The organism is Hansschlegelia beijingensis (genome assembly GCF_014196425.1).
Lineage (GTDB): Bacteria > Pseudomonadota > Alphaproteobacteria > Rhizobiales > Methylopilaceae > Methylopila > Methylopila beijingensis.
Window position 1 is genome coordinate 23228 of sequence record NZ_JACIDR010000005.1, and the last position, 25194, is coordinate 48421.

Here is a 25194-nt window from a genome sequence, read left to right on the forward strand (position 1 = left end):
AAAAGGGCGGCCGCCGGGGACGAGCCGGCGGCCGGCGTCGTCAGAACGAGAGCTTGAGGCCGCCATAGGCGCCGCGCCCGGGCGCGTCGTAGGTGAGGACCTCCTCGTATTTCCTGTCGAAGAGGTTCTCGACCCGCCCGTAGACCTCGGCGTTCTCGGTCACCTTGTAGGACGCCGCGACATTGACGAGCGTGTAGGCCTTCAGCGGCACGCTGGTGCGCGCGTATGTCGTCGCGTCGTAGGCGAAGTCACGCTGGCGGCCGTTGTGGACGACCCCGAGATTGACGTTCGCGCGGCCCTCGAAGAACGCGTAGTTGGCGTTGAAGCTCGCGACATGCCGTGGCCGCCGCACGAGCGTCGCGCCCGTCGCGTCCTCACCGTCGGTGAAGGTGTAGGCGGCGCGCAGCGTCAGCCCGTCGATTGGCCTGACGGTCAAGCCGAGCTCGACGCCGTCGATCTTTGACGTGCCCGGAACGTTGATCGGCCGGTTGACGAAGCCTGTCGGATCGCCTGGGTCGGCGACGGTCTCGCTCGAGATCAGGTCGCGGACGCGCTGCTGGAAATAGGTCGCGTCGACGACAATCCGGTCGCTCCACAGCGGCTGGTCGAAGCCGACATCCCAGCCTTCGCCGCGCTCGGGCTTGAGATCGCCGTTCGGGACGAAGTTCCCGGAGAAGCCGAACAGCTCGAACGTCGTCGGGTTCTTGACGCCCGTGCCCCACGAGGCGCGCAGCTTCGTCTTGGTGTGATCGAAGGTGTAGGCGCTCGCGACCCGGTAGGTGGTCGCCTCGTCGAACCGGTCGTTGAAGTCCTGACGGATGCTGCCGGTGACGAACAGCTTCTCGAAGAAGCCGATCTGGTATTGGCCGACGAGGCCGGCGTTATCGATGTGCTTGCGCAGCGGGTTCGGCGCGTCGGCCGGGAACGGGAAGGCCGTGAAGCTCTTCACCGCGTCGCGCGTGTGGTCGGCGCCGAAGGTCAGGACGTGGCTCGCGGGCAACGCGCCGCCGGTCTGGAAGCGGATGTTCGTCTGGTAGTCGAACCGCGTCATCTCGCCGAGCGAGGCGTAGGTCTTGAGGTCCGTGCCGTCGAAGCTGCGCCGGTCCTGCCGCGTGTAGGACATGCCGAGCACATGGTCCCAGGCGCCGTCGAGCAGCGTCGCCCTGGCCTGCGCGCGGCCGAAGAACTGCTTGCCCTTCTCGGTGTCCCGATTGTCGACCGCGGCCGCGAACGGGTAGCCGTCCGACGCCGCGCCGAAGCCGTCGCGGTCGGCGTCGAACTCCGTGTAACGAGCGACGCCCGTGAACTCGACGTTCTCGGTCGGCCTGACCGAGACCTTGGCGAGACCGGTCCCGCTCCTGTAGCCGTCGCGGTCGAGCGAGCCGGGCGGCGCGTACGCGTCGAACCGCTTGGCCGTCGAGACGCCGCGGGTGCTGAACCCCTGGCCGGCGATCAGGTAGTCGTAGGCCTCCGTCCCGCCAGAAACCGAGGCCGTTCCCGTCACCGTGTTGAACGACCCACCTTCGATGGAGGCTCGGAAGCGGGTCGGGCCCGGCTCGCCCTTGCGCGTCACGATGCTTATCACGCCGCCGATCGCGTCAGAGCCGTAGAGCGCGCTCTGCGGCCCGCGCAGCACGTCCACGCGCTCGACCTCGAGGTTGAGCAGGTTGGCGAAATCGAACTCGGCGCTCGTGCCGGGATCGTTCATCCGGATCCCGTCGATGATCACCAGCGTCTGGTTGCCCTCCGATCCGCGAATGCGGATCTGGGTCAGGGCGCCGACCGGTCCCGTGCGGTTCACCGCGACGCCCGGGAGTTCCCGCAGGACGTCGGAGACGACGCGGATCTGGCGCTGCTCCAGCTCCTTTCCGGAGATCGACGAGACCGCGCTGCCGATCGCGGCCTGCGGGCCTGCGATCCGGTTGGCGGTGACGGAGATCTCCTCGAGCTCGGCTGCGTCGTCCAATGGGGACGCGTGGGCCGCAACGACGGAGGTGAGGCTGAGAAAGATGGCCGCGGACACCGCCGGGCGCGCGCACGCGCCCTGTGAAAAGCAAGAAAGGCTGGACATCGAGACCCCGAGCGGGACGAGTGGCACGTCACCGCGAACTCGAGGTCTTGCCGCAGACGCACGTCATGCGCCCGCGGTTCGCCCACCATCGGTGCACCCCGCCCGACGCGTTCGCGTGTGACCACACGACTGACGGCAGGTCTCCTGGCTCGCGGGTCGTAGCGCCCTCCGTCGCCTTCCCAGACCGCGTGGGTCCAGTGGCCGATGACGAAGTCGCTCGCCGCTCACAGTAGCGGGGGCTGCCGCGGCATGAGGTCCGAAAACCCGCACCGCGTTCCCTTTTGATCCCCGAGGGGAACCGTCGCGGCGGAAGCTATGGCGAGACTGTGAACGGTGTCAACGCGTCAAAGGGAGACCGTCCCCAGGCGGCTGCTGGGACCACTGCTCGTGTCAGCGCCGGCGGTGGGCGGCTGGTCTCACACATGATTGATGCTCGGTACGGCGCTGATCGGAGCAAATCACTCTGCGATCTCTATGTTGCGCCCATGTTGTTCGCGCGTCGCTCTCGCCTTCCGTTGGTCGCCAGGATCAGGAATTTCGTCTGGCCTTCCGCGGGGTTCAGGCGTGCGATCGCCTACCTCGCAAAGCGCGTGGCGCGCCTGCGAGCTTCCCCGCATGCGATCGCGGCCGGATTCGCCTCGGGCGCCGCCGCCTCCTGCTTCCCTCTGATCGGATTGCATTTCCTGCTGAGCTTTGCGCTCGCCTGGTGTCTGCGCGGCAGCATGGTCGCGGCGGCGCTCGGCACTGCGGTCGGCAACCCGCTCACGTTCCCGATCCTGTTCGCGGCCGCCTACAGGCTGGGCGCCGCCATCCGCGGCGAGGAGGCGGCCCTCCCGGGAGCGATCGATCAGGCAGGGTCCGAACTCGCCGCCGAAGGGATCTTCAGCGGCTCTCTCGAACACGCCTGGCCGCTGTTCACGACCACAATGATCGGGGCGGCTCCAATCGCGCTCGCGACGTTCGCCGCCTTCTACATGCTGGTGAGGTGGTCCACCGCCAGGGTGCAGGCGGCGCGCAGGGATCGCCTCGCCTCAAAGGCTCTCCGCGGCCGCACGGCATGACGCGCGCCGCTGAAAGACCTCTGGCGCCGGCCCCCAGGGCAGATGTTGGAGGTTCTCCGAGGACAGCACCGCCGGGGTCACGGGCCGGCGTTCGCCTAAAGCTCCGAAAGAACCCCCGGCGCGGGCTGCCCCGAAGGCTTCACCCTGCGAGGCTTCGTGAGGATCACCGGATCGCTCGTGCGTTCGATCATCTCGGGATCCAGACCGGGAGCCTCCTCGAGCACTTCCCGGATCGATCTGCCGGAAGTGAGCACCTCCTTCGCCAGTTCCGCAGCCCGCTCGTAGCCGATGAAGGGCGTGAGCGCCGTCGCGACCGCCGTGCTGGCCTCGAGGTGCTGGCGGCAGCGCTCGCGGTTGGCCGTAAGGCCCGCGACGCATTTCTCGCGGAGGACGTCCGTCGCGTTCGTGAGCAGCGTGATCGAGTTCAAAAGGTTGTAGGCGATCACCGGCTCCATGACGTTCAGCTGAAGCTGGCCGGCTTCGGCCGCAAGCGTCACGGCGAGGTCCGCGCCGATGACCTGGAAGGCCACCTGGTTCACGACCTCCGGAGCGACGGGGTTCACCTTCCCCGGCATGATCGAGGAGCCAGGCTGAAGCGGCGGCAGGTTGATCTCCGCGAGGCCGCCGCGCGGGCCGCTTGAAAGAAGCCGAAGATCGTTCGCGATCTTGGAGAGCTTCACGGCCGTGCGCTTCAGCATGCCCGAGAAGAGCACGAACGCTCCCGTGTCCCAGCAGGCCTCGATCAGGTCTGTCGCCGGCACCAGCTTGAGCCCCGTCAGCTTCGCGAGCTCCTCGACGGCGACGGCTTGATATTCAGGGGCGGCGTTGATGCCCGTCCCGATGGCGGTCCCGCCGAGATTCACGTCGAGGAAGTGAACCGAAAGATCGTCGAGCCGCGCCACATCCTCACGCAAGGTGGAGGCGAACGCCTTGAACTCCTGCCCGAGCGTCATGGGCACGGCGTCCTGCAGCTGGGTCCGTCCAAGCTTGATGACGTCGGCGAACTCGTCGCCCCGCTGCTGAAACTCGTCTGCGAGCCGGGCCACCGCCCCTTTCAGCGCTCCGTAGCTGAACAGCACCGCAAGCCGGATGGCGGTCGGATAAACGTCGTTGGTCGACTGCGAAAGATTGACGTCGTTGTTCGGGTGGATGACCTCATAGCGGCCCCGGGCGAAACCCAGGAGCTCCAGCGCTCGGTTTGCGATCACCTCGTTCGCGTTCATGTTGGTGGAGGTGCCCGCGCCCCCCTGGAAAACGTCGATCGGAAACGCCTGGTCCAATCGACCGGCGATGACGTCGTCGCAGGCGGCGCAGATCGCTTCGGCCGTCGCCTTCGGAAGATCGCCAAGGCGGGCGTTCGCGATCGCCGTGGCCTTTTTGACCTGCCCCAACGCGCGGATGAAAATGGGGAAATGGCCGATCGGCACGCCCGAGATCGGGAAGTTAGCGATCGCGCGAGCGGTCTGGGCTCCGTAATAGGCGTCGGCCGGCACTTCGATGGGGCCGAGCGGATCCCGCTCGACGCGTTTCGGGCTATCTTCAGCCTGGGTCATCATCGGTTCCCCTTGCGGAGGCAGCGCCGAACGGACCGCCGGCCGACCGAGAGGCTGTGTCGCCATCGCGGAGCGCCTTCCGACGGCTCGACGGATGAGACCGGGCGGATCGGACCGACCGACCCGCCCGGATCAACCTCACTCGGTGGCTGAGCGTGAGGGCTGGAGCGCGGCGAGCGAGGCGGTTTCGCCACCCCAGATCCGCTTGCCAATCTCGCTGATGGTCATGACGACCAGGGGCACCAGCAGCGCCACATAGGCGTTATCGATCCCGAACGGGTTGCCCAGCAGGAACCAGCCGACGGTGACGACAAGCGACGTCAGGATGCTTATCAGCGCGCCGAGCTTCGTCCCGTAATACGGCGCGTAGAACACGAACAGCACGAGCACCGAAAGGGACGCGCGCAGCGCCTTCCCCAGGAACGTCATCTTGAGGATGTCCGGCGTAAAGATCGCCAAAGCGATCGGCAGCAAGCCCACGACGACCGTCGCGATCTGAACGAACCGCAGAGATTGCTTCGACTCCTCGCCCCCAGCGACGAGGGGCAGGTAGAAGTCCTTGTAGAGAAGCGTCGCGGTAGAGACGCTGATCGCGGCGATCGTTCCGAACAGGGACGCAGCAAGACCGGCGGCGACGACGCCCGCCATCAGACTGTCCATGTGGCCGATCAGCTCCGAGAACGCGCTGATCGACTTGACCTCCGGGAACATGACCTTCGCGCACATGCCGACCAGAGCGGCCATGATTCCGAAGGGCACCATGAGGATCGCGGTGTAGAAGCTCGCCGCCTGCGCCTTGCGTGCGTCACCGACCGTGTTGATGGCCTGGATCACATACTGCGTTGAGAATGTCGCGCCGACGCCGGCGATGAACCAGGCGAAAATCTGGCTCCAACCGACATTGGTCCACGAAAACATCTCCGGCGGCAGCTTGGCCTGCAGCTGATCGAACCCGCCGACGCTGGTGACGCCGAAGTAAAGCGCGAGGCCGACGCCGATGTATTTGACCACCGAGTGGATCACGTTCGTGTAAATGACGGAGGTCATGCCTCCCATGCACACGTAGAGAACCGCCACCGCGCCACAGATGACGATGGCGAGATTCCGGTCCACGTGAAGAAGGCCGCTCAGGACCGTTCCTCCGCCGGCATAGAGCGACACCGCCACGATCTGAAGCGCGAAGATCATGACGACTGACGTCGCGACCTTGGTCTTGTGTCCATAGACCTGCGCAAAAACGCCGGAGATGGTGTTCTGGCCGGAGTTCTTATACTTACCTGCCAGAAGAAAAGCGTAGAAAAGGAAGCCGACGCCGAGCGCAATGATGTTCCAGGACGCCGAGATGCCAGACTTGAAGGCCTCCTGCGTCGTGCCTACGCTTGCCGCCGTTCCGATGAACTCCGACATAAGCAGAAAGCCGACCAGGACCGCCGGAACGCTTGCGCCGATGCCGCTCGCCGTCGTGAACGAGTGCGCGCTGGTCACCGACCGGCGCGCATATGAGCTGATGAGCCCTAAGGCCACCATGTAGCCGATGACGATCGCCACGGCCATGTAATTGGCTTGCATGTCCCCTCCCACCCCGCCGCCCGTTGGACGGCAAACACGCGCCGTCATTCGAGTGACGGCGTCTTTTTGGGATGAACATGTTCAGATGCGCTTTAAAACATGTCAATAGAATAAATCGGCTAGCTGACAATGGGCCGTGAGCAGTGACGCTCTGACAAGCGCAGCGACGTAATAAGGCGGAGGTGCGCACGGGGAGCAAGACGCTCCATGCGTGCATTCAGATGGCGTAGATCTTCTTGTTCAGTTACGACAACTCACGCGCGAGGTATTCGCGATCCACAGACGTCGCAACAGCCTTATGGTTGAAGCCGTAGATATGAACGGTCATGGCCATATCGGACCCGATGTTTCGGATGCGATGAATGTTGGGCCGTCGCGGCCTGAGCGCCGTGATCGCGCCGCGAGGCCGATCATGCGCCTTCGCCAGGCGAACGAATTCGGACCCCTCGTCCTCGGGTTCGAACCATTCTTCCAGCACCGTCCCGTCGACGACGCCCACCACGCAAGGGCAATGGTGGTCATGGATCGGCGTGCTCGCTCCTGCGCCCCAGGCGAACGCCCAGGCGCTGGTCATGCCGTCGCCGAACAGGAACCTCTTCTCATACTTCCCCGGCTCTGCGACCAGCCCGAGAGAGAGCACGTCGGTCGGGTCGGAAACGAAGACGTCGAGGAGCCGCTGAGCCTTATCGATGAAGAGTTCGTCCACCGAGATGGCGAGCGTCGACAACCGCGCAAGCCGCTCCCTCGTGGTCGTGTCCGTGGTGAGTGTCTTCACTTGCATAGCCTTTCGATCAGCCGGCGCCGATCTTCACGTCGAGCAGGGACGCGCTGGATAGAAGGGCGTCGAGCACCATCGCTCGAGAGGCCCGAACCTGGTCGACGGTCACTTTCTCCGCCGTGTCCGCATCGCCGGCCGCGAGCGCGTCGATGAGCGCCTGATGCTCCGAGTGCATCTCGTTGCCTCGATCACGGAGCGACAGACCGAAATGAAACATGCGCTCCAGCTCGACGAGCAGCTGGCTCAACACGGCGACCAAGCGCTCGTTGCCGGTGGCCGCTGCGACGCACAGATGGAATTCGCTGTTGCGCTGAAGGAAAACCGCTTCGCTGTCCCGGTCGCCGGGCTGGTAGTCGGCCAGACAAAGTCGGTCGAGCCGATGGAGATCGGCGGCGTCGACCCGCCCCGCCGCGAGGCGAACACACGCCACCTCGATGATCTCACGCATCTGGAAGAGATCGTTCAGATCCCTCAGCGTGATCGGCTTCACCTTGTAGCCTTGGCGGCGAACCGGCTGCAGCAGGCCCAGCAGAGATAGCCGATCGACCGCCGCCCGCGCGCCCGCGCGGCCCACGTTGAAATGGTTCGCGAGCTCGATCTCCGTCACGATCGCGCCGGGCATGATCTCGCAGCGGACGATCGCCTTGCGGATTTCCTCGAACGCAACGTCGCTTTGCCGGCGGGCGGACCCGGGGTCACGTGGCGCGCGCTCGATCTTTAGAACATGTCCCATAGACCCCCCATAAACATATCACGAAAGAGTTGCAAGGCACTCCGACGCGCGACGGCCGCGATTATACCGCGCTGTCGCCCTGCGTGAAAGCGTTGGAAAATGAGCACAACAGGGGCGCATCAGCCGACTTCGGAGGTGTTTGACCAGTTCGTTGGAGCACTAGACAGGCGAATTTTTTCGTTTAGGAAGGCGGCTATAAACATGTTTAAGGGGGGTTTCAGATGTCTTCGACCACGATGCGCGCGCTGGTTCTGGCGGAGCACGGATCCCTGGAGAACCTCCGGGTGGTCGAGGACCACCCCAAGCCGACCGCCAGCGAAGGTCACGTCGTCATCCGCGTGCGGGCGTCTTCCTTCAATTATCATGACGTGTTCACCGTCAGGGGCATGCCGGGGATCAAGGTTCCTCTGCCGGTCGTCATCGGCCTCGATATGGCCGGCGAGATCGATGAAGTGGGAACTGGCGTCAGCGGGTGGTCGAAAGGCGATCGGGTGCTCGTCAACCCGCTGAACAAGCGCCGGGGCCTGCTGGGTGAGATGATGGACGGCGGCATGGCGGAGTACTGCCTGGTCGCCGCCGAGCAGCTCATTCGCATGCCCAATGGCGTTTCCTTCGAGGACGCCGCATCGCTGCCGGTGGCTTACGGCACGGCCCACCGAATGCTTGTCACCCACAACACCGTGAAGGCGGGGGACAGGGTTCTGGTTCTCGGCGCCTCCGGAGGCGTTGGCACGGGCTGCGTGCTGCTGGCGAAGCTCGCCGGCGCCGAGGTGATCGCCTGCGCCGGCGGCGAGGACAAGATGCAGCGCCTCCGTGACCTCGGGGCGGATCACGTCATCAACTACAAGGAAGTCGACTTCTCGAAATGGGCCATCGAGAAGTTCGGCAAGCCCCAGCGCAGAACCTACGAGGGCGGCGTCGACGTCGTCGTGAACTTCACCGGCGGCGACACCTGGGCGCCTTCGCTCAAGTGCCTGAAGCGCGGCGGCAAGCTGCTCGTCTGCGGGGCCACGGCCGGGCACGACCCGAAGGAAGACCTTCGTTACGTGTGGAGCTTCGAGCTTCAGATCATCGGATCGAACAGCTTCTACGACGACAACCTCGCCGATCTCATGCAGCTGATCGCGGAGGGGAAAATCAAGCCGGTCGTGGACAAGATCCTGCCGCTCGATCAGGCCATCGAAGGACTGAGGCTCATCGAACAGCGCGAGGTCATGGGCAAAGTCGTCATCACGCCCTGATCTGCCCCGACGACCGTTCTTCTATAACAAAAAAAAATGGGGAGCATAATGTCTGAGGTCGAACTGACGCCGGCGCAGGTCGAGGAGATGATCGCTCGCGGGCCCTTCAACAAGTGGCTTGGTCTTCGCATCCAGAAGGTCGACAAGGAAGGCATCGAGCTAATCGCGACCTGGCGCGAAGAGTGGGTCGTCAATCCGCAGCGGCGTTACACCCATGGCGGCATTCTTGCCGCGCTGATCGACTTGACCGCGGACTGGTCGCTTGTGGCGCACACCGGTCGCGGCGTGCCGACCATCGACCTGCGGGTGGACTATCACCGCGCCGCCATGCCCGGCGATCTGATCGCGCGCGGGAAGATCGTGAAGCTTGGCAGCCAGATCTCGGTGGCCGAAGCGTCCGTGTTCGATATGGAAGAAAAGCTGCTGGCCAGCGGCCGAGGCGTCTATCTCACAACGCCTCCGGCTTAGCGGCGACCGATAATAATCGCCGCCAAGCAGCGCGCAGCGGCCCGGGAGCCTCGACAAAGCGGGGTTCGGCCGGCTCGACTTCTGGTCGATCGGTCGGAACCGTTGAAGCCAAGGATCCGTGCGCGTTCTCGCGGTCTTCGCCGACGGGTGTTCGCCATCCGTCGGCGTCGATCCAGCAACTCCGAAGCGCGAACTGCTCGACCCGCCCGTCTTCATGAACGTCCTGGCTGTCATGGCGCCAGATCCTCGCTCCGAAGCGTCGATCTCGCCGACCGCGAAGCTTGAACTCCACTCCGTGGGCGCGTCCGCCGGATCGCCGCTCCCGGAGGAGCCGGGTGGGTGAGCCTTTCGACGCTCTTCAACGCAGCCTCGGCGCCGGACGCCCCGTCCGGCCCCGAAACCGGGCCGCCCATTCTCCTTCGGGTCAGGCCGTCGCGTGACATCCGATTCAGCGAGACTTGGTGAACCCATCAATGAACGCCCCATGCAATCTTGGTTCGATCATCAGCAACGCACCCGAACCCGCGAAAACCGCCATCATCGATTTCGACGGACAAAACTCACGCGAGGTCAGCTATGGCGCTCTCGACGCGCTCGCTGACGGAGTGGCCAGGGCCCTCGTCGCGAGAGGTTTCCGCAAGGGACAGCGCGTCGCGATCCTGGCGGCCAACAGTTCCGATCACCTGGCGGTGCATTTCGGCGCAATGCGCGCCGGACTGGTCTCTGTTCCCGTCAACCATCGCCTTCCGGCCGACACCGTCCACCGGATCCTCGAAGACAGCGGGGCTGTCATCGTCTTCTGCGACGCAGAGCGGCGAAGCGCTGTCCCTCCCGGCGCCGCGACGGTCGTCTTCGACCAGGACGGCGGGCTCGAAAGCTTCATCGACCGCGGCCCCTTCACGGCCGTCGAAACGGCGCCGGACGATCCCTCCACGATGCTCTACACCTCGGGATCGACCGGACGCCCGAAGGGCGTCGTGCTGAGCCACGCCGGCCAGCGTTGGGTCGTCGACATGCGGCTTGCGATGCAACCGGTCGAGAACGAGCGGTTCCTGATCGCCGCGCCGCTCTATCACCTGAACGCGCTCGCCCTGGCGCATCTGATCTTCTCCGGCCGCAGCGAGATGGTGCTGATGCCGCAGTTCAAGGTCCGGTCCTACATCGCGGCGATCGAGCGCTTCCGCTGCACCTGGCTGACTTCGGTCCCGCCGATGATCGCCATGATGCTGGAGGACCGGGAAGCCGTCGCAAAAGCGGACTTCTCCTCCGTGCGCAACCTCCGGATGGGTTCAGCGCCGGTCAGCCCGAGCCTGCACCTGAGAATTTGCGAGCAGTTCCCGCAAGCGAAGATCGTCAACGCCTACGGGACGACCGAAGGCAGTCCGGTCGTCTTCGCTCCCCATCCCGGCGGGAAGCCGACGCCGCCGGGCTCCCTCGGCTGCCGACATCCAGCCGTCGAGCTGCGCCTGATCGACGAAACGGGCGCTGCAAGCGACAGCGGCGTCCTTCAGATGCGTTCGCCCGGCCTGATGAGCGGATACCACAACCGGCCGGACCTCTCCCCGTTCACGACCGATGGTTTCTACGTCACGGGTGATCTGTTCCGAAGGGACGCCGACGGATTCTACTACTTCCTTGGCCGTTCCGACGACATGTTCGTGAGCGGCGGCGAGAACATCTTCCCCGGAGAGGTCGAGCGGACGCTCGAGATGCATCCGGACGTGGTCCAATCCTGCGTCGTTCCGATCGACGATCCGATTAAGGGCCAGAAGCCGGTCGCATTCGTCCGCCTCAATAACGGTTCGACCATCGACGCCGACGCCTTGAAGGCTTTCGCGCTGGAGCGGGGACCCGCTTACCAGCATCCGCGAGCCATCTGGTTCCTCGAGGACTTCCCGCTCGCATCAACGAACAAGATCGATCGAGCCGCGCTGATGAAGCGCGCGCGCGAACTCACACAACCCTGACTGACGGTCACCAGGATCTGTACACATGAATCGGTCTACAGCGTTTCGCGACGTGCCTTTCATGGGCGTCATATGGGTCGTGGACGAGGCGATGAAGCTCGGCTTCCGCAATCTCGACCCGGACTGGTGTAACCTCGGCCAGGGCATGCCTGAGATCGGACCGCTGAAGGGCGCGCCGGACCGGCTGAACGCGATCAACGTTGCGGTCGGGGATCTCGCCTATGGTCCCGTGGGAGGGATCGATGCGCTCCGGGAGCGGGTCGCCGACCACTACAACCGGCTCTTCCGTCAGGGCAAGGCGAGCCAGTACACGAAGGCGAACGTCGGCATCGCAGCCGGCGGCCGGCTGATGCTGAGCCGCTTCGTGGCGGCGCTCGGCGAACACCGGCTGGGCCACGTCGTCCCGGACTACACCGCCTACGAAGACCTTCTCGACTACCACCGTCATCGGATCACCCCGGTCGCGATCGAGACGAAGCCGGACACCAACTTCCATATACCGGCCGATCGCTTCGATGCGATCGTCCGGGACGAGAAGCTGAACTCGTTCCTCATCTCGAACCCCTGTAATCCCACGGGGAACCTGATCGAGGGGGACGAACTGGCGAAGTATGTCCAGGTCGCTCGGGAGCGTGATTGCTGGCTCTGCCTTGACGAGTTCTATTCCCACTTCATCGTGGATGAGGATGGGAATCCGGGCGCTGGTCCAGTCTCGGGGGCGGCGTATGTCGACGACGTCAATCGCGATCCGGTGGTCATCATCGACGGCCTGACCAAGAACTACCGCTATCCCGGTCTGCGCGTCGGGTGGATCGTCGGGCCGACCGATGTCATCGAGCAGGTGACGAGGACCGCGAGCGCCATCGACGGGGGGCCGCCTGTCCCGATGCAGCGCGCCGCTTACGACCTGCTCGAGCCGAGAAGGGCTGACCAGGAGACGAACGCGGTCCGCGCCGCTTTCGCCGACAAGCGACGCCTGATGGTCAACGAGCTGACCAAGATGGGCGTCAACGTTCAGAACAGCGGGCGCGGCACCTTCTATCTGTGGGCGGACCTCAAGGATCTTCCGCCTCCCCTATCGAACTCTGACGAGTTTTTCAGGAAGGCGCTCACGCGCAAGGTCATGACCGTCCCGGGGCGCTTCTTCGATGTGAATCCGGGCCGGGTTCGTGCCGCCGAGATGATCGGCGAGACGTGGACTCGATTCTCGTTCGGGCCGCCGATCGACAACGTTCGTCTTGGTCTCGACCGCCTCCGGTCGATCTGCGACCAGGCTCAATTGGCCAAAGCCAGCTGAGTCACAGACAGGGCGTCGAGGCGTAAGCGGCGTCGCAGCCATCGCGTCGCGACAGGCAAGGGAAGCGCCGTCGCCGAAGAGGTCGGCGGCCTTTTCGCCGCGACCGTGGGGTCAAGCAGCAGGGCGCGCTGAGCGCGGTCATCGCTCTGCCGATTTCGATCCTGAGCGCCCCCGGCCGGCTCGTTGACGATCGTTGAGGATCTGCTGCGCGAGCGCGGGGCTCAGCGGGGGCGGCAGCGTCGGTCCCGCCCACGGCGGATCATCCGTGCCGCGGGCATCTCCAGGCGGCGGCGCCGGTCCTTTGCATCAGTTCCGAGCGCACCCTGACGGCGCCCGTCCCGTTCGCGACTCGCGGCGAACGGCGGGCAAGAACGTCATCCTCGACGGGACGACGTTCCGACCCGCTGATATCGCCGCGCACATGAGGCTATTCCGCGCCGCTCGCGAGGAATTCAGGAACGCCCGCGGTTAGTTGGAGGCAGAGCGGTTGTCCGGCTCGGGCTAAATCAGCGATACAGAGCCAGCGCCGCAGGAGGCTCGGCGCTTCCCAAGGATGCTGATGTCTTACGCTTTTTCACTGGTGGTCTTGCTCGCGCTCCCGTTCGCCGGGAGTTGCGTGGCCGCGCTGCTGCGTGAAAACGCCCGCAACGCCGAGGCCTGGCTCGCCGGCGCCGTCGCGCTCGCGGGCCTCATCCTGGTCGCCTCCTGCTATCCCCAGATCGTCGACGGCGGGGTGATCCGCTACACCGCCGAGTGGGCGCCGGAGCTCGGGCTCCGGTTCAGCATCCGGATGGACGGCTTCGCCTGGCTGATGGCGACGCTCGTCACGGGCATCGGCTTCCTGGTCGTGCTCTACGCCCGCTACTACCTGTCGCCCGCCGATCCGGTTCCGCGATTCTTCTCCTTCCTGCTCGCCTTCATGGGCGCGATGCTCGGCGTCGTGCTGTCGGGGAACCTGATCCAGCTCGTCTTCTTCTGGGAGCTGACGAGCCTCTTTTCGTTCCTGCTGATCGGCTACTGGTACCAGACGGCGCCGGCCCGCGACGGCGCGCGCATGGCCCTCACCATCACCGCGACCGGCGGGCTCTGCCTGTTCGCGGGCGTGCTCATCATCGGCCACATCGTCGGGAGCTACGAGCTCGACCGGGTGCTGGCCTCCGGGGCGCTGATCCGCGCGCACCCGCTCTACGTGCCGGCGCTGGCGCTCGTGCTGCTCGGCGCGCTGACCAAGAGCGCGCAGTTCCCGTTCCATTTCTGGCTGCCGAGCGCGATGGCGGCGCCGACGCCAGTCTCGGCCTACCTGCACTCCGCGACCATGGTGAAGGCGGGCGTTTTCCTGCTGATCCGGCTGTGGCCGGCGCTCGGCGGAACCCAGGAATGGCTCTGGCTGGTCGGCGGCGCGGGCCTCGTGACCTTCATCTTCGGCGCCTTCTGCGCCTGCTTCCAGCAGGACCTAAAGGGTCTGCTCGCCTACTCCACCATCAGCCATCTCGGCCTGATCACGCTGCTCACCGGACTCGACTCCCCGCTCGGTCAGGTCGCCGCGATCTTCCACCTGATGAACCACGCGACCTTCAAGGCGTCGCTGTTCATGGCGGCGGGGATCATCGATCACGAGGCCGGCACCCGCGATATCCGGCGACTGAGCGGGCTCTGGCGGTTCATGCCGGTCACCGCGACGCTCGCCATGGTGGCGGCCGCGGCGATGGCGGGCGTGCCGCTGCTGAACGGGTTCCTCTCCAAGGAGATGTTCTTCGCGGAGACGATCGAGATCCACGACAACTCGCTGATCGACCAGGCGCTGCCCTACATCGTGACGCTCGCCAGCATGTTCACGGTGGCCTACTCGATCCGCTTCATCCGCGACGTGTTCTTCGGCCCGCCGCCGCAGGACCTGCCACGCACCCCGCACGAGCCGCCCTTCCTGATGCGGCTGCCGGCGGGTCTTCTGGTGCTCGCCTGCCTGGTCGTCGGGGTCGCGCCGACGATGACCGTGGGGCCGGCGCTCAACGCCGCCGTCCGCGCCGCGCTCGATGCGCCGCCGCCGCCCTACAGCCTCGCGGTCTGGCACGGCTTCACCTTCGAGTTCTTCATGAGTTTCGTGGCGCTCGCGGGCGGGGCGGCGATCTATGTCCTGCTCCGGCCCTATCTCCTTCGCGGCCTCGACGGGCCGCCCCTGTTGCGGGAGCTGAGCGGGCGCCGGATGTTCGACCGCGTGCTCGTCGCGATATCCTGGCGTCTCGCGCGCTGGCTCGAGGGCGTGTTCGGCACGCGCAGGCTTCAGCCGCAGCTGCAATGGCTGACGATCGTGGCCGTGACCGCGGCCGTCTCGGCCCTATTCGCCGTTGGCCTGTCGGTCGGAAACGGCTCTTCGAGCGGGCCGGACCTCCCCTTCGCCCTGCTCTGGGTCGTCGGCCTCGCCTGCGCGGTCGGGGCCGCGAGCCAGGCCAAGTACCACCGCGTCACGGCGCTGATCCTGCTCGGCGGCGCGGGGCTCGTGACCTGCGTGACGTTCGTCTGGCTTTCCGCGCCCGACCTCGCCCTCACGCAGCTGGTGGTGGAGACGGTGACCACGGTGCTGCTGCTGCTCGGCGTCCGCTGGCTGCCGAAGCGGTTCGAGCCCGCCGAGCTCAACGGCGAGGCCGGCCGCGTGATCCGCTGGTACCGCGTCCGCGACCTGCTGATCTCGCTTGCGGTCGGGGGCGGGCTCGCCGCGCTCGCCTACGCCGCGATGACGCGGCCGGCGCCGGACAGCATCTCCCGCTTCTTCGTTGAGAACGCCTACCTGAAGGGCGGCGGAACCAACATCGTGAACGTCATCCTGGTGGACTTCCGCGGCTTCGACACGCTGGGCGAGATCACGGTGCTGGGCGTCGTGGCGCTCACCGTGTTCGCCCTGCTGCGCCGCTTCCGCCCGGCGCCGGACAGCATCCCGGTGCCCGAGCAGCAGCGCACGCAGAACCTGTTCGACGAGAGCCTCCCCGAACGGGAAAAGGGCGCGATCGTGCGCGACGCGATGGCGGTTCCGGCCCTCATCATGCGCCTGCTGTTCCCGGTGGTGGGGACGATGGCCGTGTTCCTGCTGCTGCGCGGGCACGATCTGCCCGGCGGCGGCTTCGTGGCGGGCATCACGATGGCGGTCGCCTTCCTGCTGCAATACATGGCGCTCGGCACGGCGCAGGCGGAGGAGCGCCTGCGCGTGCTGCCCGTGCGCTGGATCGGCGTCGGGCTGCTGCTGGCGGCCGGGACCGGAGCGGCCTCGTGGCTGTTCGGCCGGCCGTTCCTGACCTCCTATTTCGGCTACGCCGACCTGCCGCTGATCGGAAAGGTCCCGACGGCGAGCGCTTTCGTGTTCGACCTCGGCGTGTTCTCGCTGGTGGTCGGCGCGACCGTGCTGATGCTGATCGCGCTCGCCCACCAGTCGGTGCGCAGCCATCGCATCGCCGCGGAGCAGGAGGCCGAGACGCCCGCAACCGCCGCCGGTGACGCCCGATGACGGAGATCGTGCTCGCCATCGGCATCGGGACGTTCGCGGCGTCGGGCATGTGGCTGCTGCTGCGGCCGCGCACCTTCCAGGTGATCATCGGCCTGTCGCTGCTGTCCTACGCCGTTAACCTGTTCATCGTCGCGATGGGCCGCCTCCACACCGACATGCCGCCCGTGCTGGAGAAGGCGGGCCCGGGCGATCCGGCGCTCTACGCCGATCCGCTGCCGCAGGCGCTGGTGCTCACCGCGATCGTCATCAGCTTCGCGACCACCGCCTTGCTGCTCGTGGTGCTGCTCGCCGCGCGCGGCCTGACCGGCACCGACCACGTCGACGGCCGCGAGACGCCGCCATGAGCGCGCTCGCCGACCACCTGATCATCGCCCCGATCATCCTGCCGCTTGTGGCGGGGATCGTGACGCTGCTGCTCGGCGAGCCGCGGCGCAACGTGAAGGCCGGGATCAACGTCGCCTCGAGCTTCGCGCTGGTCGCGATCGCGGTCGCGCTGCTCGTCAAGGCGGACGCGGCGGACGGGCCCGTCGGCGTGTACCGGCTCGGCGACTGGGCGGCGCCATTCGGCATCGTTCTGGTGGCCGACCGGCTCTCCGCGATGATGCTGCTGCTGACCGCGATCCTCGGCTCGGCCGCCGTCGTGTTCTCGCTCGCGCGCTGGCACCGGGCGGGCGCGCATTTCCACTCGCTGTTCCAGTTCCTGCTGATGGGCGTGAACGGCGCGTTCCTGACCGGCGACCTGTTCAACCTGTTCGTGTTCTTCGAGTTGCTGCTGGTCGCGTCCTACGGGCTCGCGCTGCACGGCTCGGGGGCGGCGCGGGTCAGGGCGGGCCTCCACTACATCGTGGTCAATCTCGCGGCCTCGCTGCTGTTCCTGATCGGCGTCAGCCTGATCTACGCCGTCTCCGGCACGCTCAACATGGCGGACCTCGCCGCGCGCATCCCCGGGATCGCCGCGGGAGATCGGCCGCTTCTGGAGGCGGGAGCGGCGATCCTCGGGACCGCCTTCCTGCTCAAGGCCGGCATGTGGCCGCTCTGCTTCTGGCTGCCGACGAGCTACGCGGCGGCGACTCCGCCGGTGGCCTCCGTCTTCGCGATCCTCACCAAGGTCGGCGTCTACGTCCTGCTGCGGCTCTGGCTGCTGCTGTTCGGGGACGGCGCCGGCGCCTCGGCGCAGTTTGGCGGCGACTGGCTGCTTTATGGCGGCCTCGCCACCGTGGCGTTCGGCGCGATCGGCTCACTCGCCTCGCAGGACATGGCGCGGCTCGCGGCGTTCTCGGTTCTGGTTTCCTCCGGCACCGCGCTCGCGGCGATCGGTCTGGGGCAGACCGGGGTGACGGGCGGGGCGCTGTTCTATCTCGCAAGCTCCACGCTCGGCGTGGGCGCGTTCTTCCTGCTGGTCGAGCTGGTGGAGCGCGGTCGCGAGCCCGGCGCGGACGTGCTCGCCGTCACCCGCGAGGCCTATGGCGAAGGGGAAGAGGAGGTCGACGAAGAGGACGAGGTCGGGCTCGCCATCCCCGCCACCATGGGCGCGCTCGGCGTGGCCTTCATCGGCTGCGCGGTGATCATCGCGGGGCTGCCGCCGCTCTCGGGCTTCGTCGCCAAGTTCGCTCTGCTGACCGCCGCGCTGAACCCTGCGGGCGCAGGCCAGAACGTTGCGCCGGGCGCGGCCTCCTGGATTCTCCTGGTGGTCCTGATCGTGTCGGGGCTCGCCGCGCTGATCGCCATGACGCGCGCGGGCATACGCGTGTTCTGGGCCGCGCCGGACCGCTCGGTGCCGCGGATCCGCGTGATCGAGATGGCGCCTGTCGCAGCGCTCCTGCTCCTGTGCGCATGGCAGACGGTTCAGGCCGGTCCCGTGATGCGCTTCATGCAGGCGACCGCCGAATCGCTCCACGCGCCGCAGAATTACGTTCGCGAGGTGCTGAAGCCCGGCGCTGCGCCGTCCGGGGGGACGGAGCCATGACGCGCCTCCTGCCCTACCCCTTGCTCTCGGCGGCGCTGCTGCTGCTGTGGCTCCTCGCCAACCAGACGGTGAGGCCGGGCCAGATCCTGCTCGGCGCCGCTGTCGCGCTCGTCGGCGGCTGGGCGCTGACGGCGCTGCAGCCGCCGAAGGCGCGGCTGCGCCGCCCCGCCGCAGCCCTGCGTCTCGGCGGGCGGGTGCTGGTCGACATCATCCGCTCCAACATCGCGGTCGGCCGCATCGTGCTCGGCCTGAACGGGCGGCGGGAGAGACGGTCGGGCTTCATCGACATCCCGCTCGAGCTGCGCGACCAGAAAGGGCTCGCAGCCCTCGCCTGCATCATCACCTCGACGCCCGGCACCCTGTGGGTCAATTTCGATCCGGCGCGTGGGACGCTGATGATCCACGTCCTCGACCTGATCGACGAGGAGGAGTGGGCGCGCACCATCAAGGGCCGGTACGAAACGCTGCTGCTGGAGATCTTCCAATGAGCGCGGCGATCCTGTCCTGGTCGCTTTGGGCGGCGCAGATCATGCTCGCGCTCGGCATGAGTTGCGCCGTGTTCCGCATGCTGCGCGGCCCGCGCGCGCAGGACCGCGTTCTGGGGCTCGACACGCTCTACATCAACGCGATGCTGCTGCTGCTGACCGTCGGCATGGCGTCCGGCCGCACGCTTTATTTCGAGGCGGCCCTGATCATCGCGCTGCTCGGCTTCGTCGGCACGGTCGCGCTCGCCAAGTTCCTGCTCCGCGGCGAGGTGATCGAATGAGCGCCGCGGCGGAGCTGCCGGTCTGGGTCGCGATCCTCACGGCGGCGCTCGTTCTGCTGGGCGCGGCGCTCGCGCTGGTCGGCTCGATCGGGCTGCTGCGGCTGCGCGGCTTCTACGACCGCGTGCATGCCCCGACCCTCGGCGCGACGCTCGGCGCCGGCTCGATCGCGCTCGCCTCCATGATCTATTTCAGCGCGCTCGAAACGCGGCCCGTGCTGCACGAAGCGCTGATCCTCATCTTCGTCGCCGTCACCACGCCCGTGACGCTGATGATCCTGGTGCGCGCCGCCTTGTTCCGCGACCGGGCGGAGAATGACGATCCGCTCCTGCGGCCGGGCGAGGGCGTGGCCCGATTGGACGCCGATGCGCGCGATCCGAGGGAAACCCGGGGATAAGCGGAGAAGCCGTCCCGCCTGCCGGGGCCGGAATCTTCGGTGATCCGCTCGTCGGAAAGCGGGTGAACGCCGGATCGTTTTAGGTGCTTCACGCGCCGGAAGCGGTCCTCGGCGCGATCGCGATCATCCGCGTACGCCGTACTTCTGGATCAGCGCGCGTTCGGAGGTGAGACCGGACGCCCTGTAGATGGCGAGCTTGTAGTTCTTGATGGTTCCCTTGGCCAGCGACAGCACCTTCGAGATCGAGGACGTGGAGCCGCCCGCCAGCATCAGATTGAACACTTCGCACTCCCGCGGGTTCAGGCGCGCCAGCAGACTGGCTCGCTCGATCGCGGCGGTTCTTTCCTCCGGATCCGCTGAATACGGCGCGAGCGCGAAAAGCCGGCCCTCGGGCGCCAGCGGGAAGTATCGGTCCAGGACATCGCAGGTGAGGATGCAGTCGTCGAGGCATTCCGCGCCCTCGCCGGCCATCGCCTGAACTGCGTCCATGATCCGCGGATCGGCTTGCGCTGCGGAACGCCACGCGGCCGTCGAGTGGATCTCGACGCCATGGCGGTCCTGAACCAGCGCGGAGCCGTCGAGAAACGCCGGGGATGCGGAGTCGCCGCGCTGCACACGCTCGAACAGCCGGCCGATATGGGCGCGGTGCAGGCCGTCTACTGTGGGAAAGGCGAGGCGCGCGATCTCGAGCTCTTCGTCGGTAAACTCCCCGGTCTCACGCTCCAGGAACAGTCCAAGCGACGAGCGCCCTATCGTGGAGACGAAAAGCCCCACCTCGTCGGTGACGTTCGCGGCCGGCTTGAACGCCTGATTGTACGGGTAGGGATCGACCGAACCCACCTCGCCCTCGAACCGGGAGAGAGCTCTGACGCCGGTTTCGAGATGAAGCCGCCAATGGGCGGCGAACGGGTCGATCGAGGCGCAGCTCGCATTGTAGTGCTCCACCACGTGGGACGGCACGCCGTGGGTGGACATCACTTCCGGCAGGGCGACGTCGGAGAAGCGGATCACCCAGCGCGCGCTGTGATCGATCAGGGCGCCCACGAGCTCCAGAAGCGCGTCGTGGAAGCGCTCGGCGCCGAGCGTGAGCGAGGTCGCGCCCACCAGGTCGAACCAGGCGCGGCTTCCATACGCGATGGGCGGGCGAGCGGACGCCGTCACAGATGCTTCGCGAGGTGCAGAAGCTTCATGACGAGCTCGCCTTCGGAGGAGACGCCGGTCTTGCGGTAAAGCCTCGTCTTGACGTTCCGGATCGAGCCCGCGCCGACGCCGAGCGCGCGGGAGATCTCCGCATTGCCGCGTCCCTCGAGCGCAAGCCGCAGCACGTCGCGCTCGCGCTGGGTGAACAGCGCGAGCGTCTTCTCGATCGCGTCGGCGTCCTCGCCGCCCCTGACGTGGGCGAGTTGCTCCAGCACGCAAAGCAGGCCGTTCGGGGCGAGCGGGAAGTCCGGCCCCATGCGCTCGGCGCGGATGACGACGTCGCTGAATTCATGATCGCCCCCGCCCGCCTCGATGATGGCGGGCAACCTCGCCTTGAGCTCGGGACGGCGGCGGAGCGCCTCCTCCCAGGCGGCGCTCGCGTGGACCTGCGAGCCCGAAGGATCCACCACCAGCGTCGGCCGGCTCGCGAGGCCGCCGGCCGGGCCGGCCCGGCCGGCCTTGATGTCGCTGAACAGCCACCCGAGATGCGCGCGGCAGAACTGCTCCACCATCGGATAGAGCGTGCGCAGAAGCGCGAGCTCGTCCTCGGTGAAGAGGCCCCGCCTCCGCTCGAGGAAGATCGCGAGGCAGCTCTGCGCCGTGACGGGAAGGAGGATGCCGACCTCGTCCTCGATGTTCGCCACGGCGCGGAAGATGTCGCTGTAGCGCGCGTCCTCTTCGCTGGCCGGACGGATCGCCGAAAGCGCGAACACGCCGGCCTGCTTGTTGACGCTCCACCGCGCGGAGAACGGGTCGACGACGGCGCACTGCTCGCAGTAGGCCTGCCGCACGCGCTTCGACACCCGGTGGGTGAAGACGACGTCGGGGCTCGCCTGCCCGGCGTAGCGAATGATCCAGAATGAGTCGGTGGGCACAGTGAGGCCGAGCAGCTTCATCAGCTCCTCGTGAAACAGCGGCGTCCCGATGGATCGCGCCAGAACGCCGGCTTGGCCGCTCCACCGCGGCGCTCGGAACACCGACGCGCCGGTCATGCCCCCCTGCTCCCTGATTCCTCGCCCGGCCTGGCCGGCGGCACCGTGAACCACCGATCATGCCAAATATCACCATTGCGTAGCCGGCGCGCCAAGGCATCCTGACTGGAAAATAAAAATACCCAGAGGAAACGACCTGCAGGAGTTCTTCGCGCCCCAGAGACCGCGGCGCGCATCTCGATCATCGACCGGGGAATGACCAGTCGGACGCGCGAAGCGCGCCGGACACAGGACATCTACGGCTGAAGCACTGCAGGACGCGGCCGCCAAGCGGGTTCGCGAACGGGGTTCTGCGTCCGGCCAACAAGCCGCCGCGGACCGCCACAAAAAACAAGAACTGCGAGGAAACGCTTCGATGAACAGCGCCATAGCCGACGCGGCGGCGTTTACGCCCGCCGAACGAGAACTCCGCCGAAGCATCTCCTGGACCGGGGCGTTCTGGGTGGCGAGCGGCGTTCCGCCCCTGGTCCTGTTCTCGATCGGCGGCATCGCCGGCACCACGGGCACGCCGGCCTTCGCCATCTGGGCGGCCTCGATGATGATGGGCTTCATCCAGTCCTTCGTCTACGCGGAGCTGGCGGGCCTGTTCCCGAACAAGTCCGGCGGCTCGTCGGTCTATGGCGCGGCGGCCTGGTTTCGCTACGCCAAACCGGTGTCGCCGCTCCTCGTGTGGTGCAACTGGATCGCTTGGACGCCGGTGCTCTCGCTCGGCTGCACGATCGCTGCGGCCTACATCCTGAACGCCGTCGATCCGGACCCGAACTCCGCCCTGCGCACATGGTCGCTCGCGAGCGGCACGCTGGGCTCCGTGTCATTCTCGCTCAACGCCGCCTTCTTCATCGGCGTGGCGCTCATGCTCGCGGCCTTCGCCATCCAGTATCGCGGCATTAGCGGCACGGCGCGGGTGCAGCAGGTGATCGGGCTGCTGGTCATCATCCCGCTGCTCGTGATCGGCGTGGCGCCGCTGCTCAAGAACGGCGTGAACTGGGAGAACTTCTCGCCCTTCGTTCCGCTCGCGGCCGCCTACGAACCGGCGCCGGGCGCGTGGAACACCGCGGGATGGACGCTCGTGCTCGGCGGCATGTTCATCGCCGCCTGGTCGACCTACGCCTTTGAAACGTCGATCTGCTACACGAGCGAGTTCAAGAACCCGAAGACCGATACGTTCAAGGCCATCTTCTACTCCGGCCTGCTCTGCATGGCGGTCTTCCTGCTGGTGCCCTTCACCTTCCAGAGCGAGCTTGGCCTTACGGGCATGCTCGAGCCTTCGATCGCCGACGGCTCCGGCGTCGCGGCGGCCCTCGCCCGGATGGTCGGCGGCGGACCGATCATCGCGAGCGGCCTCGTGATGCTCATGATCCTCGCGCTGCTGCTTTGCATCATGACCGCGATGGCGGGCGCTTCGCGCACGCTCTACCAGGGCTCGCTCGACGGCTGGCTGCCCAAGTATCTCGGCCGCGCGAACCGCCACGGCGCGCCGATCGCCGCGATGTGGACCGGGCTGATCGTCAACCTCTTCCTTCTCGCGATCGCCTGCGCCGACGCCACCTCGTTCTTCTTCATCCTGGCGGTGTCGAACTGCGGCTACATCATCTTCAACTTCCTGAACCTGAACTCCGGCTGGATCCACCGGATCGACAACGCCCATCTCGAGCGGCCCTACAAGGCGCCGACGGCCATCATCGCGATCGGCGTGCTGTTCGCCTTCGTGAACGCGATGTTCCTGGGCGCCGGCGCGAAGGTCTGGAACCCGTGGGCGCTCTGGGCCGGGCTCATCGCCGCCGGCGCGATCATCCCGGTCTTCCTGTTCCGCCACTACGTGCAGGACCGCGGGCAGTTTCCCGCCCAAATGCTGCGCGACCTGCAGATCGACGGCGCGGTCGCGCGCCGGAGGGCGGGCGCGCTCCCCTACCTCACGCTCGCGGCCGGCGTCGCGACCGTGATCCTCGCAAACTTCATCTTCCAGCTCTGACGGCGCGGGCCGCGGACGCAACCGCTGCGCCCGCGGCCTCACCCCAAGACGGAGAACCACGCATGAACACCGACGTCATGGACAGCAGGCCGACCTATGGCGGCCTCCGGCTCGACCCTCGCGCGAAAAGCCACCTGGTCGTGGTCGACGGCGACGGCGCCCCGGCAGTGCTCGACGCCTTCGCCGGCGCCGAGGACGAACTCAACCGCACCACCATCCTGTGCGCCCACGAGGACGTGGCGGCGGGCGGGCTTGAACGGCTCTGCGCGCTTCGCGCCGCGCGCCTTCAGCTGAGCGGCTCGTCCGAGGACCTGCTCACGGAGTTCGAGCGCGTTCTCGACGGCGCCGATATGAGCGTCCGCATCTACGTGGCGGGCCGCGAAAGCTTCATCGGAAAGGTCGTCGCGAGCGCGGCGCTCCGCGGCGTCGTGCCGGACTCGGTGGTCGCCGAGCGGCGGGGCGGCGTCTCCCGGCGCGTCCAGTGCGTGCACTGCAAGCATATCGACGAAGGCGTCACCGCCTCGCCCTATCGATGCTCCGGCTGCGGCCAGCACCTGCTGGTCCGCGACCACTTCTCGCGTCGCCTCGCGGCGTTCCAGGGCGTCCGCATCGACGCCGAGATCCCCGGCGAGGTGCCGCCCGCAATGGAGCTCGCGTCGTGAGCGGCGGCGTCGAGATCGCCGTGGTCGTGGCCGAAATCGAACAGGCCGCCCGCAACGTGAAGCGCTTCCGTTTTGCGGCGAAGGACGGCGGGTCCCTCCCCCATTTCGCGGCCGGATCGCATGTCGTGGTCCTGATGCGCGACGGCGAGCGGACCATCCGGAACGCCTACTCGCTGATCGACCGGGCGGAGGACGGCTCCAGCTACCGCATCGGCGTTCTCCGGACGCCGAACTCCCGCGGCGGATCGAAGTTCATGCACGAGCGGGTCTCGGTCGGCGACGAGCTCAGGATCACCATGCCGGTGAACCTGTTTCCGCTGTTCCATCCCGGCCGCAAGCATCTGCTGATCGCGGGCGGCATCGGCGTCACGCCGATCTACGCCATGGCGGACGAGCTCCAGCGGCGCGGCGCGCTCTACGAGATCCACTACGCCGTCCGCGATGAAGCCCACGGCGCCTTCATCGACGAGATGCGGGCGCGGCACGGCGACCGGCTCAAGCTCTACCGCCGCGACCTCGAGGAGATCCTGGCGGTCGACCAGATCCTGCCGGGCCAGCCGCTCGGAACGCACCTCTATGTCTGCGGTCCGGAAGGCATGATCGAGGCCGTTCTGGAGGGCGGCCTCGAGGCCGGGTGGCCGAAGGAGCACCTGCACGCCGAGCGCTTCCAGACGCCGCCGACGGGCGAACCCTTCGCGCTGCGTCTCGCGAAAGCCGGCCTCACCTGCGAGGTCCGGGGCGACCAGAGCATGCTCGAGGCGCTCGAGGAGGCGGGCTTCGATCCCCCCTCTCTCTGCCGCGGCGGCGCCTGCGGGCAGTGCGCGGTCGACGTCCTCGAGGCCGACGGCGAGCTGATCCACAACGACCACTACCTGTCGGCGGCCGAACGCGCCTCCGGCGAGAAGATCATGCTCTGCGTCTCCCGTCTGAAGGGACGCGAGCTGGTCCTCGACCTGTAACGGCAAGTCACAAGAGACCGCGAACGCGGCTCATCCCGCTTTGCGCGA

The 25194-nt window shown here is 67.0% G+C and carries 21 protein-coding genes and 1 riboswitch; of the genes, 14 read left to right on the top strand and 7 right to left on the bottom strand.

The window, feature by feature from the left end; translation table 11 throughout:
- Positions 1 to 40: 40 nt before the first annotated feature.
- Positions 41 to 1966, bottom strand: coding sequence for a TonB-dependent receptor plug domain-containing protein (locus GGR24_RS14305; RefSeq protein WP_183396060.1), 1926 nt, complete (start codon positions 1964 to 1966; stop codon positions 41 to 43).
- A gap of 222 nt (positions 1967 to 2188) precedes the next feature.
- Positions 2189 to 2389: riboswitch (cobalamin riboswitch) on the bottom strand.
- A 167-nt stretch (positions 2390 to 2556) separates the two neighbouring features.
- On the opposite strand from GGR24_RS14305, the gene GGR24_RS14310 reads away from it, so the two are divergent.
- A complete protein-coding gene (locus GGR24_RS14310) occupies positions 2557 to 3132 on the top strand; it encodes a DUF2062 domain-containing protein (RefSeq protein WP_183396236.1) in 576 nt (191 codons plus the stop codon).
- A 95-nt stretch (positions 3133 to 3227) separates the two neighbouring features.
- Here GGR24_RS14310 and GGR24_RS14315 read toward each other — a convergent pair whose 3' ends face one another.
- The 4 genes from GGR24_RS14315 to GGR24_RS14330 form a co-directional block, all read right to left on the bottom strand.
- Positions 3228 to 4688 (bottom strand): aspartate ammonia-lyase, encoded by a 1461-nt coding sequence (locus GGR24_RS14315; protein ID WP_210286210.1) that lies wholly within the window; start codon positions 4686 to 4688, stop codon positions 3228 to 3230.
- Between the two features lie 135 nt (positions 4689 to 4823).
- Positions 4824 to 6302, bottom strand: coding sequence for a sodium:solute symporter family protein (locus GGR24_RS14320; protein ID WP_343066262.1), 1479 nt, complete (start codon positions 6300 to 6302; stop codon positions 4824 to 4826).
- 196 nt (positions 6303 to 6498) lie between these two features.
- The gene (locus tag GGR24_RS14325) at positions 6499 to 6981 is read right to left on the bottom strand and encodes a cupin domain-containing protein (protein ID WP_183396061.1); all 483 of its coding nucleotides are present in this window, start codon (positions 6979 to 6981) and stop codon (positions 6499 to 6501) included.
- Between the two features lie 64 nt (positions 6982 to 7045).
- Positions 7046 to 7765: an FCD domain-containing protein gene (locus tag GGR24_RS14330; RefSeq protein ID WP_183396062.1), complete on the bottom strand. Its 720-nt coding sequence runs from the start codon at positions 7763 to 7765 to the stop codon at positions 7046 to 7048.
- A gap of 236 nt (positions 7766 to 8001) precedes the next feature.
- Here GGR24_RS14330 and GGR24_RS14335 point away from each other — a divergent pair, with 236 nt between their 5' ends.
- The 10 genes from GGR24_RS14335 to mnhG all read left to right on the top strand — a co-directional run bounded on the left by GGR24_RS14335 (position 8002) and on the right by mnhG (position 19361).
- Positions 8002 to 9006, top strand: a complete 1005-nt coding sequence (locus GGR24_RS14335) for a zinc-binding dehydrogenase (protein ID WP_183396239.1) — start codon at positions 8002 to 8004, stop codon at positions 9004 to 9006.
- A gap of 48 nt (positions 9007 to 9054) precedes the next feature.
- A complete protein-coding gene (locus GGR24_RS14340) occupies positions 9055 to 9474 on the top strand; it encodes a PaaI family thioesterase (RefSeq protein WP_183396063.1) in 420 nt (139 codons plus the stop codon).
- Positions 9475 to 9947: 473 nt separating this feature from the next.
- Positions 9948 to 11441: a class I adenylate-forming enzyme family protein gene (locus tag GGR24_RS14345; protein ID WP_183396064.1), complete on the top strand. Its 1494-nt coding sequence runs from the start codon at positions 9948 to 9950 to the stop codon at positions 11439 to 11441.
- Positions 11442 to 11466: 25 nt separating this feature from the next.
- The gene (locus GGR24_RS14350; RefSeq protein ID WP_210286211.1) at positions 11467 to 12738 is read left to right on the top strand and encodes a pyridoxal phosphate-dependent aminotransferase; all 1272 of its coding nucleotides are present in this window, start codon (positions 11467 to 11469) and stop codon (positions 12736 to 12738) included.
- Between the two features lie 553 nt (positions 12739 to 13291).
- Positions 13292 to 16234: a monovalent cation/H+ antiporter subunit A gene (locus GGR24_RS14355; RefSeq protein ID WP_428978231.1), complete on the top strand. Its 2943-nt coding sequence runs from the start codon at positions 13292 to 13294 to the stop codon at positions 16232 to 16234.
- On the top strand, positions 16231 to 16578 hold the full coding sequence (locus GGR24_RS14360) for a Na+/H+ antiporter subunit C (RefSeq protein ID WP_183396067.1): 348 nt from the start codon (positions 16231 to 16233) through the stop codon (positions 16576 to 16578). Before GGR24_RS14355 ends, GGR24_RS14360 begins: the two co-directional genes overlap by 4 nt.
- Entirely contained in the window at positions 16575 to 18200 is a 1626-nt protein-coding gene (locus tag GGR24_RS14365; protein ID WP_183396068.1) for a monovalent cation/H+ antiporter subunit D, read from the top strand. Before GGR24_RS14360 ends, GGR24_RS14365 begins: the two co-directional genes overlap by 4 nt.
- Positions 18197 to 18688 (top strand): Na+/H+ antiporter subunit E, encoded by a 492-nt coding sequence (locus tag GGR24_RS14370; RefSeq protein WP_183396069.1) that lies wholly within the window; start codon positions 18197 to 18199, stop codon positions 18686 to 18688. Before GGR24_RS14365 ends, GGR24_RS14370 begins: the two co-directional genes overlap by 4 nt.
- Entirely contained in the window at positions 18685 to 18966 is a 282-nt protein-coding gene (locus GGR24_RS14375) for a K+/H+ antiporter subunit F (protein ID WP_183396070.1), read from the top strand. The genes GGR24_RS14370 and GGR24_RS14375 overlap by 4 nt, the downstream gene beginning before the upstream one ends.
- The gene (gene mnhG, locus GGR24_RS14380) at positions 18963 to 19361 is read left to right on the top strand and encodes a monovalent cation/H(+) antiporter subunit G (RefSeq protein WP_183396071.1); all 399 of its coding nucleotides are present in this window, start codon (positions 18963 to 18965) and stop codon (positions 19359 to 19361) included. Before GGR24_RS14375 ends, mnhG begins: the two co-directional genes overlap by 4 nt.
- 123 nt (positions 19362 to 19484) lie before the next feature.
- On the opposite strand, the gene GGR24_RS17880 is transcribed toward mnhG, so the two are convergent.
- Together GGR24_RS17880 and GGR24_RS14390 are read right to left on the bottom strand one after the other, a co-directional pair.
- Complete coding sequence (locus tag GGR24_RS17880; RefSeq protein WP_183396072.1) at positions 19485 to 20522, bottom strand: LuxR C-terminal-related transcriptional regulator; 1038 nt, start codon at positions 20520 to 20522, stop codon at positions 19485 to 19487.
- Positions 20519 to 21553, bottom strand: a complete 1035-nt coding sequence (locus GGR24_RS14390; RefSeq protein ID WP_183396073.1) for a LuxR C-terminal-related transcriptional regulator — start codon at positions 21551 to 21553, stop codon at positions 20519 to 20521. Before GGR24_RS14390 ends, GGR24_RS17880 begins: the two co-directional genes overlap by 4 nt.
- A gap of 355 nt (positions 21554 to 21908) precedes the next feature.
- Here GGR24_RS14390 and GGR24_RS14395 point away from each other — a divergent pair, with 355 nt between their 5' ends.
- The 3 genes from GGR24_RS14395 to GGR24_RS14405 all read left to right on the top strand — a co-directional run bounded on the left by GGR24_RS14395 (position 21909) and on the right by GGR24_RS14405 (position 25146).
- Entirely contained in the window at positions 21909 to 23525 is a 1617-nt protein-coding gene (locus GGR24_RS14395) for a trimethylamine N-oxide permease (protein WP_183396074.1), read from the top strand.
- A 62-nt stretch (positions 23526 to 23587) separates the two neighbouring features.
- The gene (locus GGR24_RS14400) at positions 23588 to 24187 is read left to right on the top strand and encodes a dimethylamine monooxygenase subunit DmmA family protein (protein ID WP_183396075.1); all 600 of its coding nucleotides are present in this window, start codon (positions 23588 to 23590) and stop codon (positions 24185 to 24187) included.
- Complete coding sequence (locus tag GGR24_RS14405; protein ID WP_183396076.1) at positions 24184 to 25146, top strand: 2Fe-2S iron-sulfur cluster-binding protein; 963 nt, start codon at positions 24184 to 24186, stop codon at positions 25144 to 25146. Before GGR24_RS14400 ends, GGR24_RS14405 begins: the two co-directional genes overlap by 4 nt.
- Positions 25147 to 25194: the final 48 nt, after the last annotated feature.